The 20,923-nt window shown below is 69.0% G+C and carries 20 protein-coding genes; 5 read left to right on the forward strand and 15 right to left on the reverse strand.

Going from position 1 to position 20,923, the window contains the following annotated elements; translation table 11 throughout:
* Window positions 1-76: 76 nt before the first annotated feature.
* The 9 genes from BMY69_RS06015 to BMY69_RS06055 form a co-directional block, all read right to left on the reverse strand.
* Window positions 77-1,333: a glutamate-5-semialdehyde dehydrogenase gene (locus BMY69_RS06015; protein ID WP_090176037.1), complete on the reverse strand. Its 1,257-nt coding sequence runs from the start codon at window positions 1,331-1,333 to the stop codon at window positions 77-79.
* An 11-nt stretch (window positions 1,334-1,344) separates the two neighbouring features.
* Window positions 1,345-2,463, reverse strand: a complete 1,119-nt coding sequence (gene proB / locus BMY69_RS06020; RefSeq protein ID WP_090176040.1) for a glutamate 5-kinase — start codon at window positions 2,461-2,463, stop codon at window positions 1,345-1,347.
* 61 nt (window positions 2,464-2,524) lie between these two features.
* Window positions 2,525-3,820: an argininosuccinate lyase gene (locus BMY69_RS06025; RefSeq protein WP_090176043.1), complete on the reverse strand. Its 1,296-nt coding sequence runs from the start codon at window positions 3,818-3,820 to the stop codon at window positions 2,525-2,527.
* Between the two features lie 18 nt (window positions 3,821-3,838).
* Window positions 3,839-4,786: an N-acetyl-gamma-glutamyl-phosphate reductase gene (gene argC / locus BMY69_RS06030; protein ID WP_090176046.1), complete on the reverse strand. Its 948-nt coding sequence runs from the start codon at window positions 4,784-4,786 to the stop codon at window positions 3,839-3,841.
* 6 nt (window positions 4,787-4,792) lie between these two features.
* Window positions 4,793-6,109, reverse strand: a complete 1,317-nt coding sequence (locus BMY69_RS06035) for an acetylglutamate kinase (protein WP_090176049.1) — start codon at window positions 6,107-6,109, stop codon at window positions 4,793-4,795.
* The gene (locus BMY69_RS06040) at window positions 6,099-7,196 is read right to left on the reverse strand and encodes an acetylornithine deacetylase (protein WP_090176053.1); all 1,098 of its coding nucleotides are present in this window, start codon (window positions 7,194-7,196) and stop codon (window positions 6,099-6,101) included. Before BMY69_RS06040 ends, BMY69_RS06035 begins: the two co-directional genes overlap by 11 nt.
* 9 nt (window positions 7,197-7,205) lie before the next feature.
* Window positions 7,206-8,411, reverse strand: a complete 1,206-nt coding sequence (locus BMY69_RS06045; protein ID WP_090052558.1) for an argininosuccinate synthase — start codon at window positions 8,409-8,411, stop codon at window positions 7,206-7,208.
* Window positions 8,412-8,454: 43 nt separating this feature from the next.
* The gene (locus tag BMY69_RS06050) at window positions 8,455-9,486 is read right to left on the reverse strand and encodes an N-acetylornithine carbamoyltransferase (protein WP_090052557.1); all 1,032 of its coding nucleotides are present in this window, start codon (window positions 9,484-9,486) and stop codon (window positions 8,455-8,457) included.
* Window positions 9,487-9,853: 367 nt separating this feature from the next.
* Entirely contained in the window at window positions 9,854-10,411 is a 558-nt protein-coding gene (locus BMY69_RS06055) for a glycine zipper 2TM domain-containing protein (RefSeq protein WP_090052555.1), read from the reverse strand.
* A gap of 224 nt (window positions 10,412-10,635) precedes the next feature.
* Between BMY69_RS06055 and cysS the strand changes: the two genes are divergently transcribed.
* Window positions 10,636-12,015, forward strand: a complete 1,380-nt coding sequence (gene cysS / locus BMY69_RS06060) for a cysteine--tRNA ligase (protein ID WP_090176057.1) — start codon at window positions 10,636-10,638, stop codon at window positions 12,013-12,015.
* Entirely contained in the window at window positions 12,012-12,446 is a 435-nt protein-coding gene (locus tag BMY69_RS06065) for a SufE family protein (protein ID WP_090052551.1), read from the forward strand. The genes cysS and BMY69_RS06065 overlap by 4 nt, the downstream gene beginning before the upstream one ends.
* A 130-nt stretch (window positions 12,447-12,576) precedes the next feature.
* Here the strand turns inward: BMY69_RS06065 and dksA are convergent, their stop codons facing one another.
* Complete coding sequence (gene dksA, locus BMY69_RS06070) at window positions 12,577-13,065, reverse strand: RNA polymerase-binding protein DksA (RefSeq protein WP_090052550.1); 489 nt, start codon at window positions 13,063-13,065, stop codon at window positions 12,577-12,579.
* Window positions 13,066-13,813: 748 nt separating this feature from the next.
* Between dksA and yidD the strand changes: the two genes are divergently transcribed.
* From yidD to BMY69_RS06085, 3 genes are read left to right on the forward strand one after another with little or no spacing between them, the layout of a single operon-like run.
* Window positions 13,814-14,020 carry a membrane protein insertion efficiency factor YidD gene (yidD, locus tag BMY69_RS19865; RefSeq protein ID WP_255364504.1) on the forward strand — a complete coding sequence of 69 codons (207 nt, stop codon included), beginning with the start codon at window positions 13,814-13,816 and terminating at the stop codon, window positions 14,018-14,020.
* Window positions 14,013-15,353, forward strand: a complete 1,341-nt coding sequence (locus tag BMY69_RS06080) for a dihydroorotase (RefSeq protein WP_090052548.1) — start codon at window positions 14,013-14,015, stop codon at window positions 15,351-15,353. The genes yidD and BMY69_RS06080 overlap by 8 nt, the downstream gene beginning before the upstream one ends.
* Entirely contained in the window at window positions 15,350-16,141 is a 792-nt protein-coding gene (locus BMY69_RS06085) for a M23 family metallopeptidase (protein WP_090052546.1), read from the forward strand. The genes BMY69_RS06080 and BMY69_RS06085 overlap by 4 nt, the downstream gene beginning before the upstream one ends.
* Window positions 16,142-16,249: 108 nt before the next feature.
* Here BMY69_RS06085 and folE2 read toward each other — a convergent pair whose 3' ends face one another.
* From folE2 to BMY69_RS06110, 5 genes are all read right to left on the reverse strand, one after another.
* Window positions 16,250-17,176 (reverse strand): GTP cyclohydrolase FolE2, encoded by a 927-nt coding sequence (gene folE2, locus BMY69_RS06090; RefSeq protein ID WP_090052545.1) that lies wholly within the window; start codon window positions 17,174-17,176, stop codon window positions 16,250-16,252.
* Between the two features lie 97 nt (window positions 17,177-17,273).
* Complete coding sequence (locus BMY69_RS06095; RefSeq protein WP_090176062.1) at window positions 17,274-18,110, reverse strand: squalene/phytoene synthase family protein; 837 nt, start codon at window positions 18,108-18,110, stop codon at window positions 17,274-17,276.
* The gene (locus tag BMY69_RS06100; protein WP_090176066.1) at window positions 18,107-18,787 is read right to left on the reverse strand and encodes an HAD family hydrolase; all 681 of its coding nucleotides are present in this window, start codon (window positions 18,785-18,787) and stop codon (window positions 18,107-18,109) included. Before BMY69_RS06100 ends, BMY69_RS06095 begins: the two co-directional genes overlap by 4 nt.
* Window positions 18,784-19,488 carry a bifunctional 2-polyprenyl-6-hydroxyphenol methylase/3-demethylubiquinol 3-O-methyltransferase UbiG gene (gene ubiG, locus BMY69_RS06105; RefSeq protein ID WP_090052539.1) on the reverse strand — a complete coding sequence of 235 codons (705 nt, stop codon included), beginning with the start codon at window positions 19,486-19,488 and terminating at the stop codon, window positions 18,784-18,786. Before ubiG ends, BMY69_RS06100 begins: the two co-directional genes overlap by 4 nt.
* A gap of 23 nt (window positions 19,489-19,511) precedes the next feature.
* Window positions 19,512-20,849, reverse strand: coding sequence for a TRZ/ATZ family hydrolase (locus BMY69_RS06110; RefSeq protein WP_090176069.1), 1,338 nt, complete (start codon window positions 20,847-20,849; stop codon window positions 19,512-19,514).
* Window positions 20,850-20,923 lie beyond the last annotated feature (74 nt).

A 20,923-nucleotide genomic window follows, 5' to 3' on the forward strand; every position in this document is an offset into this window, starting at 1 on the left:
TGCTCATGGCCTCAAAGGATGTCGCGCCCAGGTGCGCTCCAACTGGCTGTTGGAGCGCACCTGGGCGCGATTCGGGTCAGGTCGGGTGGCGGGTCTGGCCTTCGCCGCGGACGACGAAGCGTTCGATCGTCAGGGATTCGGCGCCCATGGGGCCGTAGGCATGCAGGCGCGTCGTGGAGATGCCGATTTCCGTGCCCAGGCCGAGTTCGCCGCCGTCGCTGAAGCGCGACGACGCGTTGACCATGACCACGGCCGAACGCAGCGCGTGGACGAAGCGGCTTGCCACCGCGGTATCCGTCGTGGCGATGACTTCGGTGTGATCCGAGCCATGGCGCCGGATGTGCGCGATGGCGTCGTCGATGTCGTCGACGATACGGACGGCGAGGATCAGCGCCAGGAATTCCGCGGCGTAGTCGTCCTCGCTGGCCGGCGACAGGCCGGGGACGAGCGCGCGGGTCGCGTCGTCGGCGCGGATCTCGACACCGAGTTCGCGCAAGCGCGCGATGGCCGGCGGCAGGAACGCCGGGGCGATGTCGCGATGGACCAGCAACGTCTCGAGCGCGTTGCACACACCGGGTCGGCTCGTCTTGCCGTCGACGAGCAGGCGCAGCGCGAGCTCGGGGTCCGCCGCGCGGTCGACGTAGAGGTGGCAGACGCCCTTGTAGTGCTTGATCACCGGCACGCGCGCGTGCTCCGTGACGAAGCGGATGAGGCCTTCGCCGCCGCGGGGAATCGCGAGATCGACGATGTCGGCGAGCTGGAGCAGCTCGACCATCGTTTCGCGGCGCGGATCGTCCAGCAGGGTGATGGCCGCTTCCGGCAGGCCCTCCTCGCGCAGCGCGCGCCGCAGCGACGCGGCGATGGCGAGGTTCGACCGCATGGCGTCCGATCCGCCGCGCAGGATCACGGCATTGCCCGCCATCAGGCAGAGCGCGGCGGCATCCGCCGTGACGTTGGGGCGCGCTTCGTAGATCATCGCGACCACCCCGAGCGGAATGCGCACGCGCTCGACGACGATGCCGTTGGGTCGCACGTCGCGACGCGTGACGACGCCGACCGGATCGGGCAACGCGGCGACGTCGCGGATGGCCGCGACGATGCCGTCGATCCGCGACGGATCGAGGCGCAGGCGATCGAGCATGGCGTCGCTCGTCCCGTTCGCGCGGGCCGCCTCCATATCGAGCGCGTTCGCCGCGACGACGAGCGACGCGTCCTCCGCGAGGCACGACGCCATCCGGTGCAGCAGGCGACGCTTCGCCGCGGTGTCCAGCGCAGCCACCGCGGCAGAAGCTTCCCTGCAGGCCAGTGCGCGTTCGCGAAGATTCGATGTCATGGCGCGCTCCCTCAGCCGGGAAGGACGACGAGGTCGTCGCGGTGGATGATCGTCTCGCCGTAACTGTAGCCGAGCACGGCCTCGATCTCGCGCGTGTGCTTGCCGGCGAGGCGGCGGATGTCGCCCGCCGCGTACTGCGCGATGCCGCGCGCGGTGACGCGGTCGCCCTCGGCCACCTCGACGACGTCGCCCCGTGCGAAGTCGCCCGTGGCGCTCGTCACGCCGCCGGGCAGGAGCGACGCCCCGCGCGAACGCAGCGCGGCGGCCGCCCCCGCGTCGACGTCGATACGTCCAGCTATCGGCGCGTGGCGCAACCAGGACGTACGCGCGGCGACACGGCCGCCCTGCGCGCGGAAACGCGTGCCGGACAGCAATCCGGTAGCGAGCCGGCCCACGACGGCCGCGTTCCGGCCGTCGAAGATGACCGTCTCGATGCCCGCCGAGGCGGCCTTTTCCGCCGCTTCGAGTTTCGTACGCATGCCGCCCGTGCCGGCCCGACTGCCGGCGCCGCCGGCGCTGGCCAGGAGCGCGGGCGTGACGGCCGCGACATCGTCGATGGCCATCGCGTCGATGACCGCGCGCGGGTCCGCGCTGTACAAGCCGGCCACGTCGGACGCGATGAGCAGGAGGTCCGCGTCGACGAGCGCCGCGACGATGGCCGCGAGGTTGTCGTTGTCGCCGACCTTCAGCTCGTCGACCGCGACGGTGTCGTTCTCGTTGATGACCGGAATGGCGCCGAGGGCCAGCAATTCACGCAGCGTGGAGCGCGCGTTGAGGTAACGGCGCCGGTGGCGCAGGTCGTCGTGCGTGAGCAGCACCTGCGCCACCGCCGCGTCGTCGAAGAACCCCTGCCAGAGCGCGACGAGGCGCGTCTGTCCGAGCGCGGCGAGCGCCTGGCGTCCGACCAGTCCGCTGCCCCGCTGTGGCGCGGCGAGCCCACGGCCCGCCGCCACCGCGCCCGAGGAAACGATCACCACCTCGCGTCGCTGCGCGCGGGAGGCCGCCACGAAGGACGCGAGCGCGACGGCGTGGGCGCCGGTCAAGGCGCCCTCCGGCGTCGTCAGCAGGCTGCTGCCGACCTTGAGGACGGCGCGCCGCCAGGGTGGCAGCGCTTGTTCGGTGAACGCCATCGATCCTCCCCCGTCATACCCCCTACGGCCAAGCGGACCGCCGCCCGCCGGCGACCGGGCGTCAGCCAGCCAGCGCCGCGAGGCGCGCGCGCAACGTGTCGAGCATCAGGTCGTTGCCCGCGCCGGGCGACGTGCGCGCGGCGAGACTCGATTCGGGCGAGCGCCCCTCGCCCGCCGACGCCGCCGTCTCCGCAGCCGCCCGATACGCGTCGCGGAACGGCACGCCGGCCACGGCCTGCTCGATCGCGACGTCGGTCGCGTACATCGCCGGCTCGATGGCCGCGCGCATGCGGTCGGCCTTCCACTCGAAACGGGCGAGCATGTCCGGCAGCAGTTCCAGGGCGCCGAGCCCCATGGTGAAACCATGGAACAGCGAGCCCTTGGAGAACTGCAGGTCGCGCTGGTAGCCCGACGGCAGCGAGAGCAGTTGCTCGATCTCGGTACGCGCCGCCGCCACGCTCGCGTAGCTGGCGCGCAGCAGTTCGACGACGTCGGGATTGCGCTTGTTCGGCATGATCGACGAGCCCGTCGTGTACTCCGCGGGCAGCTTCACGAAGTCGAACTCGGCGGTGGTGAACAGCGAGAGATCCCACGCGAGCCGGCGCGTGTCCAGCAGCGCCGTGCCGACGGCGTCGAGCGCCGCCATCTCGAACTTGCCGCGCGACAGCTGCGCGTAGATCGGCGACACCTGCATGCGGCCGAAACCGAGCGCCTGCGTCGTATGCGCGCGGTCGAGCCCCACGTTCACGCCGTAGCCCGCCGCGGTGCCGAGGGGATTCGCGTCGATCAGTTCCAGCGCCTGGCGGGCGCGCAGCGTGTTGTCGATGAACGCCTCCGCGAACGCGGCGAACCACATGCCGGTGGACGAGACCACCGCGCGCTGGATGTGCGTGTAGCCGGGCATCGGCAGCGCCTCGCCGGCGGCCCGCTCGAGGCAGACCTCCGCGACGCGCCGGCACAGGGCCTCGAGCGTCGCCAGCTTCTCCTTCAGCCACAGACGCGTGGCCACGAGGATCTGGTCGTTGCGGCTACGCCCGGTGTGAACGCGGCGCCCGGCGTCGCCAAGGCGCTCCGTCAGACGCGCCTCGATCGCCGAGTGCCCGTCCTCGAAACGCTCGTCGAGCACGAAGCTGCCCGCGGAGAAGTCGGCGGCCAGCGCGTCCAGTTCGCGCTTGAGCGCGTCGCGCTCGTCCGGGCTGACGACCCCGATGTTGGCGAGGCCTTCGACGTGCGCCTTGCTCGCGGTGATGTCGTGGAGGAAGAACTCGCGATCGAGCACGACGTCGTTGCCTGCGAGGAACCGCATGATGCGCGCGTCGACCTGCGTGTCGGATTTCTGCCAGAGCGGCTGGGTCATCGATGATTCCTTGGTGCGCTACAGCGGGATGGCGGTGAGCTCGTCGAAGCCGAGCGCGCGATTGACGTTCTGCATGGCCTGGGTCGCCGCGCCCTTGAGCAGGTTGTCGAGGGTGGCCACGACGACCACGCGACGGCCATCCGTCGACAGGGCGAAGCCGCCGACCTCGAGATGGTGACGGTTCGCGATCCGGCTGACCCACGGCGCCTCGTCGACGACATGGATGAGCTTCTCGTTCTCGAACCGGGCCTCGTAGCGGCGCACGATGTCCTCGCGCTTCGCCGGTTTCGCCAGATACAGGTTCGTGGTGACGGTGAGGCCGCGGAAGTGCGGCGCCACATGCGGCATGAATTCGACGGGCAGGCCGAGGTGGCGGCTCGCTTCCTTCTCGTGCATGTGCCCCGTCAGCGAGTACGGCATCAGGTTGTCGCGCAGCTTCTCGGGATCATTGCGGTCGGACGGCGTGGTTCCGGCGCCCGAGTAACCCGACACGCCGAAGGACACCGGGGGTGCCGCCAGCAGGTCCTTGATCGGCGCGATGGACACCTGCACGGCCGTCGCGTAGCAACCGGGATTGCTGATGCGCTTCTCGCCGCGCCAGCGGTCGCGGTAGAGCTCGGGCAGGCCGTAGTACCAGCGCTCGTCGAAGCGGTAGTCGGCCGAGAGGTCGACGATCACCGTGGATCCCCCCGCCTTGTCGATCGCCTCCACGTAGGGCGCGGCCTTGCCGTTGGGCAGCGCGAGCACCACCACGTCGGCGCCGGCGGCCGCCACGGCGGCCGGATCGAGATTGCTGAAGAGGAGCTCGCCCGCGTAGGCGTCGCTGTGATCGGCCAGGCGCTGCCCGTCGAGTTCGCGCGACGAGACGAACGCGAGATCGAGGCCCGGATGACCGACGATGAGTTTGATCAGTTCCGCGCCCGTGTGGCCACGCGCGCCGACGATGCCGATGGTCTTGTTCGCCATGACCGTTCAGTCCTGCAGGGTGGGTTCGCGCGTGGCGCTGTGCGCGACGCAACGTTCGATGTCGGCGAAGCTGTCCAGGCCGTACCAGAACACCTTCCAGCGCGTCTGCTTGAAGCAGCCGTCCGACTCCGCGTAGTAGAAGTGGTTGATCACGTTGCCGTGGCGCGAACGCCAGAACAGCTTCGGGTTCTCGTCGCGCATCACCTGCCATACGGCGCGACCGAGGCCTTCGCCCTGCGCGTCGTCCAGCACCGCGAACTTGTCGAGATACGCGAAGCCTTCCTCCTGCGTGAGGATCATCGCCGCGCGGTAGTTCTCCGAGACATAGAGGCGATACAGCTTCGTGCGTTCGAAGTAGTTACCGACGAGCGTGCGGCCGAAGCTCGATTCGATGAGCTGGCGCATGCGGCCGAGATCGACGTCGTTCCACGAATCGAAGCGCAGCACGCGCTCGCCGCGCCGGACCAGCGTGCCGGAACCCTTGTGCGTGAACAGTTCCTTCGCCAGTTCGGCGGGCCGCGTGATCGACACCGACGAGGTCAGCGGCAGGTCGTCGAGCAGGTCCTTGATCTGCTCGATCTTCAGGCGCATGCCCGAATGCAGCCATGGCTGCTGCAGCAACTGGTCGTATTCGGTCGACAGGTTGATCGAATCGATCACGTTGCCGTCGCCGTCGAGCAGGCCGCCCGTGCCAGTGAGGAAAACGATCTTGTACGGCTGCAGCACGCGCACGAGCTCGTTCGCGGCGAAGTCGGCGTTGATGTTGAGGATCTGGCCGGCATCGGTTTCGCCGAGGCTCGCGATCACGGGAATGGAACCCGCGCGCAGGCTCGCCTCGATCGGCGCGAGGTTGATGTCGCGCACGCGCCCCACCAGGCCGAAGGTGTCCTGGTCGAGGTAGTCCGCGGTGAACACGCCCGACGGCACGGACGTGGCGCGCGTATCGACCTCCTGCAGGGCCTCGACCAGTCGCAGGTTCTGCGCCTGGAACACGCGGCGCACGATCGCCAGGGCTTCCGGCGAGGTGACGCGCAGGCCGTTGACGGTCTTCTTCTCGATGCCCGCCGCCGAAAGTTCTTCGTCGAGCTGCGGACCCGCGCCGTGCAGCACGATCGGCGTCAGGCCGACCTGCTGCAGGAACGACAGCGACGACGTGAGGTCCGGCAACTCGTCGCGCAGGACCGCGCCGCCGACCTTCACCACGGCGAAGCGGGCGGCGTCCACCTGCGAGAAGCGCTTGAGGTACTGCTGGATTTCGCGCGCGCTGCCCATCGACGAGAGCAGGCGGACGATCGTTTTCCTGGTGTGCTTATTAGAGTCCACTGTCCACGATCCGATGGATGGTCTGGGCGTAATGCGCGAGCTGGTCGAGGGCGACCCATTCGTCGGCGCTGTGCGCCTGCGCGATGTCGCCGGGGCCGTAGACGAAGCAGGTGTAACCGGCCTTCGAGAACAGCGCGGCCTCGGTCCAGAAGTCGACGGCGTTGCCGACCGGGATGCCGAGTTCGTCCGCCAGGTCGCGCGCGGCGAGGCGGCGGGCCTCCGCCGTGGCGGTGTCGCCCGCCGGCAGGGAGTCGCCGCGGAACGTTTCGCCGTACTCCACGGGGTGCGGCGCGACGAGCGTGCGGAACGTCTCGAGGAGACGGTCGGCATCCATCGACGGCAGCGGCCGGAAGCCGAAGCGCACGTCGGCGGTGGGGGCGATCACGTTGGCCTTGATGCCGCCCTCGACCTTGCCGATGTTGAAGCGCAGGCCGGTGAGGCCACCGAAGCGCTCGTGCGACTGCGCCTGCACGTGGTCGAGCGCGGCGGCGCCCCAGCGGATGGCCTGGTGGAGCGCGCTGTCCGACGGCTTCTGCTCGCCGGACGCATGCCCCGCCCTGCCCTGGAAACGCATCTGCACCGAATGGATGCCGCGATGCGCCAGCACCGCCTCACCCTTCGTCGGCTCGGCGACGATCACCGCCTCGTAGTCGCGCGGCGTCGCGAGGAAGCCGTCGATGCAGCGCGCATCGTTGGCTTCCTCGTCGGTCGACAGCAGCAGCGCCATGTCGCCCTGGCTCGCGTTGGCGACGGCCACGAGCGCGGCCGCGGCGCCCTTGATGTCGCAGGCGCCGAGGCCGATCGCGCGATCTTCCGTCACGCGCAGCTCGTGCGGGCTCGCCGTCCAGTGCGGCGAGTCCGGCACGGTGTCCAGGTGCACGTTGAACAGGTATTTCGGCGTGCCGCGCACGGCGTAGAGGTTCACGGCACCGGCACCGAAATCCGTGACCTCCACCTGGAACCCCGGAAGGTTCGCGCGGAGGTAGTCGAAGATCCCGTCGGTGCCGATGGTTCGTGGCGGGTTGCGCGTGTCGTATCCGACGAGCGCGCGCAGGTGCGTGAGGGTGTCCTGAAGAAGCGTGTCCATGATTCCGGATCAGTTCCCGTTCGCGCGGTCGACTTCCGCCCAGATCGTCGAGCTCATGCCGTAGAGCTTGATGAAGCCCTCGGCCTCGGCGACGCCCCAGTCGGCGGCCTGCGCGTAGGTGGCCTTCTTCGAATGCAGGATGTTCTTCGATTCGACCTTCACCGCGTAGACGGTGCCGCCACGCGTCTCGATGACGACCTTGCCGTCGACCTTGCGCTGCGTCGACACGAGGTAGGCCTCGAGGTCCGCCTTGATCGGGTCGTTGAAGAAGCCCTCGTACGCCACCTCGGTCCACTTGCGGCCGATTTCCGGCTTGAAGCGGTTCTGCTGCTTCGACAGCACGGTCTCCTCGAGCGCGCGATGCGCGGTGAGCAGCGCGGTCAGCGCCGGCGCCTCGAACACGATGCGGCCCTTCAGGCCGATGTTCGTGTCGCCGGTGTAGAGGCTGCGGCCGACGCCGTACTTCGCCAGCTCGCGGTTGAGGAAGCCGAGGATCTCGGGGCCCGACGCGGCCTTGCCGTTGAGCGACACGGCCGTGCCCTTCTCGAAGCCGAGCTCGATGCGCAGAGGTTCCACCGGCCATTCGGAGCGCGGCGCGCACCAGGCGACGGCGCCCTCTTCCGGAATCTCCCATGCGTCGATCTCGCCGCCCGAGATGGTCACGCCCAGCACGTTCTCGTTGATCGTGTAGTGCTTGGTCTTGGCGCGGACTTCGAACCCCTTGTCCTCGAGGTACTTCTGCTCGTACGCGCGCACCTGCGTGTGCTCGCGCTGGATCTCGCGGATCGGCGCCACGATGGTGTAATCGCCGAGGGCCTTCACGGTGAGGTCGAAGCGCACCTGGTCGTTGCCCATGCCGGTGCAGCCGTGCGCGAACAGCTTCGTGCCGAGTTCGTCGCAGCGCTCCAGCGACGCCTTCACGATCAGGTAGCGGTCCGAGACCAGCAGCGGGTACTGGCCCTGGTAGAACTCGCCGGCCCAGATCAGCGGCGTGACGAAGGTGTCCCAGATCGCCTGGGCGGCGTCGACGGTGCGATGCGACGCGGCGCCGAGCTCGTGGGCGCGCTGCTCGATGTACTCGCGCTCCTCGGCCGACACGCCGCCCGTGTCCACGAAGACGGTGTGCACGGCGTAGCCGCGCTCGATCAGGTAGGGAACGCAGAAGCTGGTGTCGAGGCCGCCCGAGAAGGCGAGGACGATATCGTTGCTGGACATGCGGGCTCCGGAGGAAAAGGGTGGGCTTGGCGGATGGGAAGGATCAGAAACCGAGGCCGGATGTCGTGCCCGGCTGGGAGATGAGGGACGCCATGACCGCCTTCTGCACGTGCAGGCGGTTCTCGGCTTCGTCGATGGCGATGCAGGCCGGGGAATCCATCACCGCGTCCGTCGCCTTGACGTTCCGGCGCAGCGGGAGGCAATGACTGAAGAGGCCGTTGTCGGTCAGGGCCATCTTGGCCTCGTCGACGATGAAGTGCTTGTTCGCGTCGCGGATCGCCTTTTCCTCGTCCCAGCGGCCGAAGTACGGAATGGCGCCCCAGCTCTTCGCGTAGATCACGTGCGCGCCGCTGTAGGCCGACTCGATGTCGTGCGACACCTGCAGCGAGCCGCCGTTTTCGCGGGCGTTGGTCCGGGCGAATTCCATGTAGCGCTCGTCGAGGATGTATTCGGGCGTCGGACACAGCAGCGTGACGTCCATGCCCATCTTGGTCGCGATCAGCAGCGCCGAATTCGCCACCGCCGTGTTCAGCGGCTTCGGATGGTACGTCCAGGTCAGCACGTATTTCTTGTTCTGCAGATCCCCGAGATGCTCCTTCAGCGCCAGCGCATGGGCGAGCTCCTGACAGGGATGGGTGATCGTCTCGAGGTTGATCACGGGCACCGTGGCGTACCGCGCGAACGCGTTGAGCACCTTGTCCTGGCGATCGACGGACCAGTCGACGAACTTGGGAAACGCGCGGACCGCGATCAGGTCGACGTAGCGCGACAGCACGCGCGCCACCTCGGCGATGTGCTCTTCCGTGTCGCCGTCCATCACCGAACCGACCTCGAACTCGATCGGCCAGGCGTCCTTGCCCGGGGACAGCACGATCGCATGACCGCCCAGCTGGAACGCGCCCAGCTCGAAGCTCGTCCGCGTCCGCATCGACGGGTTGAAGAACATCAGCGCGATCGACTTGCCGGCCAGCTGCTGGCCCTGCGGCGACCGCTTGAACGCGGCGGCCTGCTCGAGCAGCGCGTCGATCTCGGCGCGGCTGTAGTCCTGGGTGGAGAGGAAATGGCGAACGGTCATGGCGGTCCAGATCGGTCGGTGGCCCGGGGGCCGTGATGGAAAGGAGGAATCGGAAACGAAAAAACCCGGCGCATGGCCGGGTTTTTTAGTCGGTACGAATGAAACGCGCGCGACAGCCTACCCGGCCGAGTATCCGATGTACGGTCGACGAGCACGCGACGTCATCCCCGCGGCCATACGGGCGCTGGTCAGGACGATCGCGGTGTAGACGGTGTGGGACACAGGGTCGGAGCCTTGAAAGGAACGCTGATGATGCCGGGTATTGGTGCGGCGCGCAATGGGTGGGCGGCGGGCGGGGCGTGCGTCCCGCCCCAGAAACGAGAAGGCCACGGTTTCCCGTGGCCTTCGTCACACCCCTACGCCGGTCTCAGTCCGCCGGCGAGACGTTCACCCGGACCCGCAGGCGCTCGCCCGGATCGTAGTTCAGGCGGGATACGTAGACCTCGCCGCGGTAGCGGTACTCGACATCGTAGCCTGCGATGCGGCGCTGCTCGGAGATCGAGCTGACGTCGCGGCAGCGGGTTTCCGTGCTCTCGTACGTGCGATCGCCGCTGCGGGAAATGTTGTTGCCGACGGCGCCGCCGGCGACCGCGCCGACCACGGTCGCGGCCTTGCGGCCGTCGCCCTTGCCGACAGTGTTGCCGAGCACGCCGCCCACGACGGCGCCCAGGATCGTGCCGGCCGTGGAGTTACCACTGGATTCGCGGCGGACCACCGGCTGGTCGTAGCACTCCTGGCGCGGCGTTTCGACACGCGCGACGCCGTACACCGGATCGACGCGCAGCACGTCGGCCCAGCCGAAATGGGTGTTGTCGTCCGGACCGGCCGGCGGCGGACCCGGCGGCGGGCCATAGCGTCCGTCCTGGGCGCTGGCACCGGTGGCGAAAACCGCGAGGATGAGCGCGGGGATGAGCAGGCGAGACATGTAGGTAGACCTCCAGGCAGGTGCACAGGCGCGCCCGCTGGCGAGCATTTCATCAAGATCACGCTGAATCCACGCTTAGAAGGCCCTGAGAAAAAGGGCGTCCTCCATGTCAACCGATTCGCCCCCCGCGCGTGCGAGGCAGGCCGACCCGCCCCAGAACGGGGCCATCCCTTGCTACTATCTCCGGCCGGTCACCCGAAGCGCGCTGCCCCCACGGAACCTCGATGCCGATCTCGCTCTACAACACCCTTTCGCGCCGCACGGAGGCGTTCGCCCCCCTGGATCCGCAGCGGGTGACGATGTACGTCTGTGGGCCGACCGTCTACAACTACATCCACATCGGCAACGCGCGGCCTCCGGTCGTGTTCGACGTCCTGGTCAAGCTGCTGCGCCGGCATTTCCCGCACGTGGTCTACGCCCGCAACATCACGGACGTCGACGACAAGATCAACAAGGCGGCCGCCGCCGCGGGCGTGCCCATCGCCCAGATCACCGAGCGCTTCGCCCAGGCGTACCGCGAGGACACCGCCCGCCTCGGCGTGGCGCCCCCGGACGTCGAGCCACACGCCACGGACCACATTCCCCAGATCGTGGCGATGATCGAGCGCCTGATCGCCACCGGGCACGCGTACGAGGCCGAAGGGCACGTGCTGTTCCACGTCGAGTCCTTCCCCGCTTACGGCGCGCTGTCGGGCCGCGATCCCGACGAGCTCCTCGCCGGCGCGCGCGTGGAGGTCGCCCCCTACAAGAAGAGCCCGGGCGACTTCGTGCTCTGGAAGCCGTCCGACGACACCCTGCCCGGCTGGGACAGCCCGTGGGGCCGTGGCCGCCCAGGCTGGCACATCGAGTGCTCCGCCATGAGCGAGGCGCACCTCGGCGAGACCATCGACATCCACGCCGGTGGCGTGGACCTCACCTTCCCGCACCACGAGAACGAGATCGCCCAGAGCATGTGCGCCCACGGCGGCAAGACGTTCGCCCGCTTCTGGCTGCACAACGGCATGCTGACCTTCGACGGCCGCAAGATGTCGAAGTCGCTCGGCAACGTGCTCCAGCTGCACGAGCTGCTCGGCAAGCACCCCGGCGAGGCCCTGCGCCTGATGCTGCTGCGCGGCCACTACCGCCAGCCGCTGGACTGGTCGGACGCGGCGATGACGCAGTCCGTGCGCACGCTCGACGGCTGGTACGGCGTGCTGCGCGACATGGCCGACGTCGTTGCGGGCGATCCCGTCGTGCCGGCGGCGGTCGAGGCCGCGCTGTGCGACGACCTGAACACGCCCCAGGCGCTGGCCGAACTCTCGCAGCTCGCGGACGCGGCCCGTCGTGCCACGGGCGACGACCGCGCGGCCGCCAAGGCCGCCCTGATCGGCGGCGGCGCGCTACTGGGCCTGCTCCAGCAAGACCCGGAAGCCTGGTTCCGGCAGGGCAATACGGGCGAGGAGATCGACGCCTCCGCCATCGAGGCGCTGCTCGAGGAGCGCCGCGCGGCCCGCGCGGCGAAGGATTTCGCCCGTTCGGACGCCATCCGCGATCAGCTCAAGGAGCTGGGCATCGCGATCGAGGACGGCGCGCAGGGCACCCGCTGGAGCGTGGTGAAGGCATGAGCACGCCACTCGAACCCACCGCCCTCGACGCCCAGGCCGCCATCGCCGAGGAGTTCGCCTTTTTCGGCGACTGGACGGAGCGCTACCAGTACCTGATCGACCTTGGCCGGCAGCTGCCGCCCTTCCCGGACGATCGCAAGACCGAGGAGAACCGCGTCCACGGCTGCCAATCGATGGTGTGGCTGATCCCCTCGGGCGACGCATCGAAGATGCACTTCGATGCAGCGAGCGATTCGGCGATCGTTTCCGGCCTCATCGCGCTGGTCCTGCGGGTGTACTCCGATCGCCCCGCGCAGGAGATCGTCGACACGCCGCCGGATTTCATCCAGCAGATCGGGCTGGCCAAGCATCTGTCGCCGACGCGGTCGAACGGGCTGGCAGCGATGCTGGCGAGGCTGAAAGCGTACGCGGCGGAGGCGCTGGGGCACTGACGGTTTCGCTCGACCGCTCCGTCGGCCCGCTGCCGCGGGATCGCCGGTGCGATCGGCTCCCACCCGGCTTACGGCAGTTAAAAAAAAGCCCCGCGATGCGGGGCTTTTTCATGGCGACGCCGGAAAGGCGTCAGTCGCCCATCTGCTTCTGCAGGTGCTCGCGGCGCTCCTGCGCATCGAGCGAGAGCGTGGCGATCGGACGCGCGTCGAGACGGTCCACGCCGATTTCCTCGTCGGTTTCCTCGCAGAAGCCGTAGCGGCCTTCCTCGATGCGGCGCAGCGCCTTGTCGATCTTGGAGATCAGCTTGCGGTAGCGGTCGCGTGTGCGCAGCTCGAGCGAGTTTTCCGTCTCGCGGGTGGCGCGCTCGGCTTCGTCGCCCACGTCGCGGACTTCCTCGCGGAGGTTGTCCATCGTCTGGCGCGACTCCTCGACGAGCTGCTCGCGCCAATCCTTCAGCTTGTTGCGGAAGTAGGCGAGCTGGCGAGGATTCATGTACTCCTCGTCGTCGTTCGGGCGATAGCCCTTCGGCAGGTCGATGATGGTGGAAGCGGGCAGCGCGTAGCGGCCGTCTTCGCGCGTGATGCCGTTGTCGGCGGAATTGGGGGCAGTGCTGTTCATGCTGGCTTGCGCGGACTTCTCGGTTCTGGATGAGGATTCGCCACCCACCGCGGACGCCGTCCGGGGCGGTGTGGCGGCAACGGCCGATGCCTTGCGACCCGTGTCGGGCGCGGGTACGGCCGCCGCGGCGGTCTTGGCCGCCGGCTTCGGCGCCGGGGCGGGTGCGGCCTTCGGGGCCGCGGGTGTCTTGCTGGCGGACTTCGCGGGTGCCGCCTTGGTCGTGGCGACCGGTGCGGCCTTGGCCGGCGCCGGCTTCGCCGTGGTCTTGCTGGTGGCCTTCGGCGCTTCCTTCTTCGCGGCGGTGGCCTTCTTCACCGGAGCCGCCTTCGCGGCCGGCTTCTTCGCGGCGGCCTTCGCCGGCGCGGCAGCGGCCTTCTTCGCGGGCGCGGCCGCCTTCTTGGCAACCGGCTTCGCGGCGCTCTTCGTGGCGGGCTTCGCCGCGGCGCGCACGGCGGTCTTCGCCGGCGCCTTCGTCGCCTTCGCCCCGGCCACGACTTTCCCTGTCTTCTTCACGTCGCCTGCCCCGCCCTTCTTGGCGGCGCCTTTGGCGGCTGCGGAACTACGAGCGTTTTTCGCCATATCCTTCACCTCGGTAGCCGTGGCGGCGGGGTGTTATAGCCCAGATGCGTTACCCCAGCAACCTATCTTCTGGGATACTGTGCATTGGCCTACGCCGGTCGACACCGGACCCACAGTGACCCGCCTCCTCCTATTCCTGTTGTCCTTCTACAAGCGGTGGCTGAGCCCGATGCTGGGAGCCCGCTGCCGCTTCCACCCATCCTGTTCCGATTATGCACGCGTTGCCATAGCGCGCTTCGGTCCGTTGCGCGGCGGCACCCTCGGCGCCTGGCGCCTGCTGCGCTGCCAGCCGATGTGCGCCGGCGGCGACGATCCCGTTCCCGATCACTTCGTCCTGCGCCGCTGCGGCGCCCAAGGAGCACATACCCATGACTGATGCCTGGCTCATCAAGAACGCCGAACTCGTCAACGAGGGCAAGCGGTTCGTCGCCGACCTCCGCGTCCGTGACGGAAAAATCGCGACCATCGCGCAGAACCTGGAAAAGGAACGTGACGAGCAGGTGATCGACGCCACGGGCCTGTGGCTGCTTCCCGGCATGATCGACGACCAGGTGCACTTCCGTGAGCCGGGCCTCACCCAGAAAGCCGACATCGCGCACGAATCCCGCGCCTGCGCCGCCGGCGGCATCACCAGCTTCATGGAGATGCCCAACACGAAGCCGCCCGCGCTCGACCGCGAATCGCTCGAGAACAAGTACGACATCGCGGCCGGTTCGTCCGTGGTCAATTACGCGTTCTACATGGGTGCGAGCAACGACAACCTCGAGGCGATCCGCGCGCTCGATCCGAAGGCGGCCCCGGGCGTGAAGGTGTTCATGGGTGCGTCCACCGGCAACATGCTGGTGGACAACCCGGAGACGCTCGACGGCATCTTCCGCGACACCCCGGTGCCGATCATCACGCACTGCGAAGACACCCCGATGATCGACGCGAATCTCGCGAAGGCCCACGAGAAGTACGGCGAGGACATCCCGGCGTGGGAGCACCCGAACATCCGCTCGCGCGAGGCCTGCATCAAGTCGACGCGTCTCGCGATCTCGCTCGCGAAGAAGCACGACACCCGCCTGCACGTGCTGCACATCTCGACCGCCGACGAGCTCGCGCTGTTCGAGCCGGGCCCGATCGAGGGCAAGCGCATCACGGCCGAGACCTGCGTGCACTTCCTCCATTTCGGCGGCAAGGCCGATTACGACGAGAAGGGCTTCCTCATCAAGTGCAATCCCGCGATCAAGGAGGAAGCCGATCGCGAGGCCATCACGAAGGCGCTGGCCGAGGGCCGGCTCGACGTGCTCGCCACGGACCATGCGCCGCACCTGCTCGAGGAAAAGGAGCAGAAGTACGACAAGGCTCCCTCCGGCCTGCCGCTCGTGCAGTTCGCCCTGCAGGCCGCCCTGCAGCGCGTGACCGAGGGCAGGCTCACCCTGGAGCGCATCGTCGAGACGGTCTGCCACAACCCGGCGAAGCTCTTCAACGTCGAGAACCGCGGCTTCCTCCGGGAAGGCTATGCCGCGGATCTCGTGCTCGTCGATCCGAACAAGCCGCACACCGTGACGCGCGAAGAGGTGCTGTCCAAGTGCGGCTGGTCGCCGTTCGAGGGTTACACCTTCAGCAGCAGCATCGCGTCGACGTTCGTCAACGGGCAGCGCGTCTTCGACGGCAAGACGGTGGACGGAAACGTTCGCGGCCAGCGCCTGACCTTCGATCGATGAGAAGAATCGTAGCGGCGCTCGCCGCGGCGGCGATGGCTGGCACGGCGCTCGCCGCCGTGCCCGACCTTCCCGCCACCGTCTCGCAAGGCGCGCTGGTGATCGGCCACGTGGCGCCCGGCACGAAGGTGGCCGTCGCCGGCAAGCCGGTACACGTCGGCGACGACGGCGTCTTCGTCTTCGGCGTGGGCCGCGACGAGCAGGGTCCGGTGGCCGTGACGCTCGGCACGACGACGCGAAGCGTGGCCGTCACCCCTCGCGACTGGCCCATCGAGCGCGTGGAAGGCGTGCCGCCGAAGACGGTCAATCCGCCGCCGGCCATCGCGGCGCGCATCGAACGCGAGCAGGCGTCGGTGGTGGCCGCGCGCAACCGCGACGACGACCGCGAGGACTTCGCGAAAGGCTTCGTCTGGCCGGTGACGGGGCGGATCAGCGGCCGCTTCGGCAACCAGCGGATCTACAACGGCGATCCGAAGGCGCCGCATTCGGGCATGGACATCGCGGTACCGGAAGGCACGCCGGTGAAGGCGCCCGCGGCGGGCGTGATCACGTTCGCGAACCCCGACCTCTACCTGACCGGTGGCACCGTGCTGCTCGATCACGGCTTCGGCCTGTCGTCGAACTTCCTGCATCTTTCGCGGATCGACGTGAAGGTCGGTCAACGCGTCAGCCAGGGCGAGGTGATCGGTGCGGCCGGCAAGACGGGCCGCGCGACGGGACCGCACGTGCACTGGGGCTTCAACTGGTTCGGGGTGAGACTCGATCCCTTGCTGTTGCCGGGGATCAGGTAGGAGCGCGCCCTGCGCGCGACATCCTTGAGAGCCGTGAGCTGCAGAGTCTGAGCTCCTAGCGAAAAGATGTCGCGCGCAGGGCGCGCTCCTACGGTCCTGCGGTTCGCTTTAGCGCTGCACCTTCGAAGCGAACGCCACCGCGTCGTGCGGGTGCAGGCTTTCGTGGTGCGCCACGCGAAGGTGGAAGTCGGCGATGTTGCCGTCGTCCGAAAGGGCCTTCTGGATGCGGCGAGCGGCGTCTTCGCAGAACATAAGGTTCTGGCCGTTGGCCAGCGCGAAGGCCTGCTCGTCGGCACGCTTCACGGCGGTCTGCACCGGCGTGCCGAGCGCGTTCTCGACGTTGTCGATCATGCCGATCAGGTTGAACACGCCCTCGCCCGTCGGCTTGACGCGGATCGTCGCCGTGCTGCGCTGCGCGTGCGGCGTGGCGACGATGCCCTGCTCCGTGCCGAGCCAGGCGAGGATCGTCTCGCGGTCGAGCGGCTGGTCGGCGGCGAAGGTTTTCGCGAAGTTGTCCTGGATCAGCTGGCGCGACAGCGCGGCCGACGCCGGACACGTGGACGAATAGACGACGTCGGTGGTGATCTGCAGGCAGAACTCCGACCCGCTCAGGGTGGCGTCGATGGTGATCGGGTAGGCGCGCCATCCGCTGTTGTCGCTCCGCAGCGACTTGCGGCGCACCAGGTGCTCGAAACCGATGGTGATGCGCGCATGGTCGGACAGGCCTTCATGCGACGACAGGAACGATTCCAGCAGACCCCGCACGCCCGCGACCGTCAGCGGTCCCGCCGAGAGGGCGTCCGAGACCAGCAGGTACAGGCGCGACATGTGGATGCCGCGCGCTTCCGGCTTGGTGAGGTTCACGAACGCACCGACGCGGGCGCCCGTCGAGCGGACGTCGCCGTCACCGGCGTCGAACGCGACGGGCATCTCCATGCCGTCCATGCCCACCCAGTCGAGCGTGCCGATGGCCAGGGCGTGTTCCTGCGAGGCGACATCGGGCAGCAGGCGGGTGGGGGAATCGTGGATGTACATTGGGGAATATCCTTGGGACGAGCCGTCGGCCGGCTTACGGTGACCGAGATGGGGGTCGCGTTGATTGGCTCAATGGCTCGCCGTGGAAACGATCCGTTCAGCCGAACCGGCCGGCATGCCGGGCGGCGAGCCAGGCGCGGATCGCCGTGGCGGGACCCGTGCGCGCCTGGCGCCGGTGCAGCTCGGCGAACGGCTCGGAGGCGCGGGAGGCGGACTTCGCGGTGGCGAGCGCCGTGCGTCCTTCGACACCCCGGAAGGTACTCAAGGGTTCCGCCAGGGCGAGCGCCTCGCGCAGACCTTGCGCCAGCTCGGCGAGCTGCGCGCGGATCGCGTCGCGGCGCGCGGGCGAGTCGGCCTTGAGCTGCCTGCGGGACAGGCCATGCCGCGCCAGTCGCGACATCGGCAGGGGGAGTCGCTCGCGCTCGGCGTCGAGCTCGAGCCGCGACAGCGCGAAGACGAGGTGCGCCAGGGTGGCCACGCGCGATGCGGATTCCACCGGCGCGTCGACACCGAACCACCAGGCGTTCTCCAGCGCCGCGAGCGCCCCGTGCAATCCGCGCGACGCGGCGACCTGCGCGGCGAAGTCCGACGAGGTGCCCTGCTCCAGTTGCGCCATCGCCGCGAGCACGGGAGCGATCCACAGCGCGGACGGCACCTGCTTCGCGCGCTGACTCGCGAACAGGGCCTTGGTGAGCGGATGGCGACCGCCGCTGGCCGTGGCGCCCGAAAGTTCCTCGGCCCACCACTGCAGCTTCGCGGCGGCCACCTGTGGCTCGCGGATGCCGTAGGCGGACGATATCAGCTCCTGTTCGAGCGCCGCCAGCGCGACGCGTTCGTCGCGCGAGGCCTCGTCCACGAAACCGAGCGCGATCCGCTGCTGCGGCTGTACGGCCAACCACTTGTCGACGAAGTTCTGCGTGGCGCCGTCGCTCATGCCGCGACCTCCTTCAGGCCGAGCAGCGCGGCGAGATCCGCGACGCCGTCCACGACGACATCGGCACCCCAGGTATCGGGATCGCCGCCGTCGAGATACCCCCAGCGCACGGCCACCGTGTACAGGCCCGCCGCGTTGCCGGCGAGTACGTCGCGGCGGTCGTCGCCGACGAAGACGGAGCGCGCCGGGTCGCAGCCCGCGGTCGCGCAGGCGTGCAGCACCGGCGCAGGATCGGGCTTGCGGACGGGCAACGTATCGCCCGACACGACGGCCACCGGCTTCCAGTGCGGCACCGCGCGCGGCAGCAGCGCGTCGGTGAGGAAGCCCGGCTTGTTCGTCACGATCCCCCAGCGGACGCCGGCCGCGTCGAGCCCGGCCAGCATGGCCTCCACGCCGTCGAACGCCGTGGTGTGGCTCGCCATGTCCGCTTCGTAGACATCGAGGAAACGCGGCACGAGCGCCACAATCGCGTCCTCGTCGGCCGCGGGGAACGCCACGCCCAGCATCGCGCGCGACCCGCGGGAAACGACCTCGCGCACGCGCTCGAACGGCGGCGCGTCGACGCCCTGCTCCGCGCACAGCACGGTCAGCGCGGCATAAAGATCGCGCGCGCTGTCGAGCAGCGTGCCGTCGAGGTCGAAGAACACCCCGTCGGGCTTGAACGGCACCGCCTTCATCCCACCTTCCTCGCCGCGAGCACGTAGTTCACGGAAGTGTTCCGGGAAAGGCTCGCATTGCGCGTGATCGGGTTGTACGCCAGACCCTGGATGTCCTCGAGCTCCAGCCCGAAACGACGCAGCATCGCGGCCAGCTCGGAGGGCTTGAGGAACTGCGCGTAGTGGTGCGTGCCACGCGGCAGCAGGCGCATGAGGTACTCCGCGCCGACGATCGCCGCGCCGAACGCCGCCGGCGTGCGGTTGAGGGTCGAAAGGAACACCTGCCCGCCGGGCTTCACCATCGCCGCGAGGTCGCGCACGATCGCCAGCGGATCGGGCACGTGCTCGATCATTTCCATGCAGCAGACGGCGTCGAACGACGCCGGCTCGGCCTCGGCGAGCTCGGTGGACGACTGCACGCGGTAGTCGACCTGGAGGTTCGACTCGAACAGATGCAGCTTCGCGATCTGGATCAGCTTCTCGCCGAGGTCGATCGCGGTGACCTTCGCGCCGGCGCGCGCCAGCGCCTCGCTGAGCAGGCCGCCGCCGCAGCCGATGTCGGCGACCTTCGCCCCGCGCAGCTCGACGCGCCCGCCGACGTAGGCCGCACGCACGGGATTGAGATCGTGCAGCGGGCGGGATTCACCGTCCGGATCCCACCAGCGCGCGGCGAGTTTTTCGAAGCGCGCGATCTCTTCCGCGCTGACGTTGGCGTTCTGCATGGTTGGGGACTCCATCGGTTCGTTCATGCCGGATCCGCCGCCGCGATGCGTTCGCGCCACGCGCGGGCTTTGGCGCGGATCGCCGCGCTGTCGATGCCCACGAGCTCGCCCGCGGACAGCTTGCGCACGCCGTCGATCCAGACGTCGCTGACCTGGTGGCGCCCGGTGGCGTACACCAGCTGCGAGGCGACGTGGTACAGCGGCTGGGTTTCCAGCGCGTCGAGCCGCACGGCGACGAAGTCGGCGCGCTTGCCCGGCTCGATCGAGCCGATGCGGTCGCCCAGACCGATCGCCTTCGCGCCGTTGAGCGTGGCGGCACGCAGCGCGTAGGCGGCGTCGAAGGCGGCCGCGTCGCCGGCCACGGCCTTGGCGAGCAGCGCCGCGGTACGCATTTCGCCGAACATGTCGAGGTCGTTGTTCGACGCGCAGCCGTCGGTGCCGATGCAGACGTTGACTCCCGCGGCGCGCAGCTTTTCCGCGGGACAGAAGCCCGAGGCGAGCTTGAGGTTGGACTCCGGACAATGCGCCACCGACGCGCCGGCTGCCGCGCACGCGGCGATCTCGTCGTCGGTCAGCTGGGTCATGTGAACCGCGACGAGGCGCTCGTTGACGAGTCCCAGCTTCTGCAGGCGCGCGAACGGACGGATGCCGTCCTTGGCTACGGCCTCCTCCACTTCCTGCGCGGTTTCGTGCGTGTGCAGGTGGATGGGAATGTCGAGTTCGGCGGCGAGATCGCGGATGCGCACGAAGTTGTCGTCGGACACCGTGTACGGCGCATGCGGCACGAACGCGGTGGTCAGCAGCGACTCGCCGTGCAGGGACGCATGGACCTCGAGCGCGCGGTCGAAGTATTCGTCGGACGTCTTCGCCCAGGCGGTCGGGAAGTCGATCACCGGCAGGCCGATGACGGCGCGGAAACCCATCGAACGATACGTGGCCGCGATGACGTCCGGGAAGAAGTAGTTCTCGTTGGCGCAGGTGGTGCCGCCGCGGATCATCTCGGCCACGGCGAGTTCCACGCCGTCGCGGATGAAGTCCGGCCCCATCACGCGGCCTTCGGCGGGCCAGATGTGCTCCTGCAGCCAGGTCATCAGCGGCAGGTCGTCGGCGAGTCCGCGCAGCAGCGTCATCGGGTTGTGCGTGTGCGCGTTGACGAGGCCGGGAATCACCGCGTGCTCGGTCAGCTCGACGCGCTCGCGCGGCGCGAACGCGGTGCGCGCCTCGGCGATCGGCAGCACGGCCACGATCTGCCCGTCGCGCACGGCGACCGCGTGGTCGTCGAGCACGACGGCATGCGGCTCGACGGGGACGACCCAGCGGGCTTCGACGAGGAGATCGATCGGGGTGGGGCTTTCGCTCATGGGGGCCTCGGTGGGGAAGTCGGGAGCCTCATACAAGAACGGCACGGCGCCTTGGGCTGCCGTGCCGCTCCTGT

Source organism: Luteibacter sp. UNC138MFCol5.1 (assembly GCF_900110505.1).
GTDB lineage: Bacteria > Pseudomonadota > Gammaproteobacteria > Xanthomonadales > Rhodanobacteraceae > Luteibacter.

Bases quoted from the DNA above. Each gene is read 5' to 3' on its own strand.
- ubiG (WP_090052539.1), bottom strand. From the start codon at position 19,488: ATGCAGAACGCCAACGTCAGCGCGGAAGAGATCGCGCGCTTCGAAAAA.
- BMY69_RS06025 (WP_090176043.1), bottom strand. From the start codon at position 3,820: ATGACCCAGCCGCTCTGGCAGAAATCCGACACGCAGGTCGACGCGCGC.
- BMY69_RS06055 (WP_090052555.1), bottom strand. From the start codon at position 10,411: ATGTCTCGCCTGCTCATCCCCGCGCTCATCCTCGCGGTTTTCGCCACC.
- BMY69_RS06040 (WP_090176053.1), bottom strand. From the start codon at position 7,196: ATGGACACGCTTCTTCAGGACACCCTCACGCACCTGCGCGCGCTCGTC.
- cysS (WP_090176057.1), top strand. From the start codon at position 10,636: ATGCCGATCTCGCTCTACAACACCCTTTCGCGCCGCACGGAGGCGTTC.
- proB (WP_090176040.1), bottom strand. From the start codon at position 2,463: ATGGCGTTCACCGAACAAGCGCTGCCACCCTGGCGGCGCGCCGTCCTC.
- argC (WP_090176046.1), bottom strand. From the start codon at position 4,786: ATGGCGAACAAGACCATCGGCATCGTCGGCGCGCGTGGCCACACGGGC.
- BMY69_RS06100 (WP_090176066.1), bottom strand. From the start codon at position 18,787: ATGAAGGCGGTGCCGTTCAAGCCCGACGGGGTGTTCTTCGACCTCGAC.
- BMY69_RS06110 (WP_090176069.1), bottom strand. From the start codon at position 20,849: ATGAGCGAAAGCCCCACCCCGATCGATCTCCTCGTCGAAGCCCGCTGG.
- BMY69_RS06095 (WP_090176062.1), bottom strand. From the start codon at position 18,110: ATGAGCGACGGCGCCACGCAGAACTTCGTCGACAAGTGGTTGGCCGTA.
- BMY69_RS06065 (WP_090052551.1), top strand. From the start codon at position 12,012: ATGAGCACGCCACTCGAACCCACCGCCCTCGACGCCCAGGCCGCCATC.
- BMY69_RS06045 (WP_090052558.1), bottom strand. From the start codon at position 8,411: ATGTCCAGCAACGATATCGTCCTCGCCTTCTCGGGCGGCCTCGACACC.
- dksA (WP_090052550.1), bottom strand. From the start codon at position 13,065: ATGAACAGCACTGCCCCCAATTCCGCCGACAACGGCATCACGCGCGAA.
- BMY69_RS06085 (WP_090052546.1), top strand. From the start codon at position 15,350: ATGAGAAGAATCGTAGCGGCGCTCGCCGCGGCGGCGATGGCTGGCACG.
- folE2 (WP_090052545.1), bottom strand. From the start codon at position 17,176: ATGTACATCCACGATTCCCCCACCCGCCTGCTGCCCGATGTCGCCTCG.
- yidD (WP_255364504.1), top strand. From the start codon at position 13,814: ATGCTGGGAGCCCGCTGCCGCTTCCACCCATCCTGTTCCGATTATGCA.
- BMY69_RS06015 (WP_090176037.1), bottom strand. From the start codon at position 1,333: ATGACATCGAATCTTCGCGAACGCGCACTGGCCTGCAGGGAAGCTTCT.
- BMY69_RS06080 (WP_090052548.1), top strand. From the start codon at position 14,013: ATGACTGATGCCTGGCTCATCAAGAACGCCGAACTCGTCAACGAGGGC.
- BMY69_RS06050 (WP_090052557.1), bottom strand. From the start codon at position 9,486: ATGACCGTTCGCCATTTCCTCTCCACCCAGGACTACAGCCGCGCCGAG.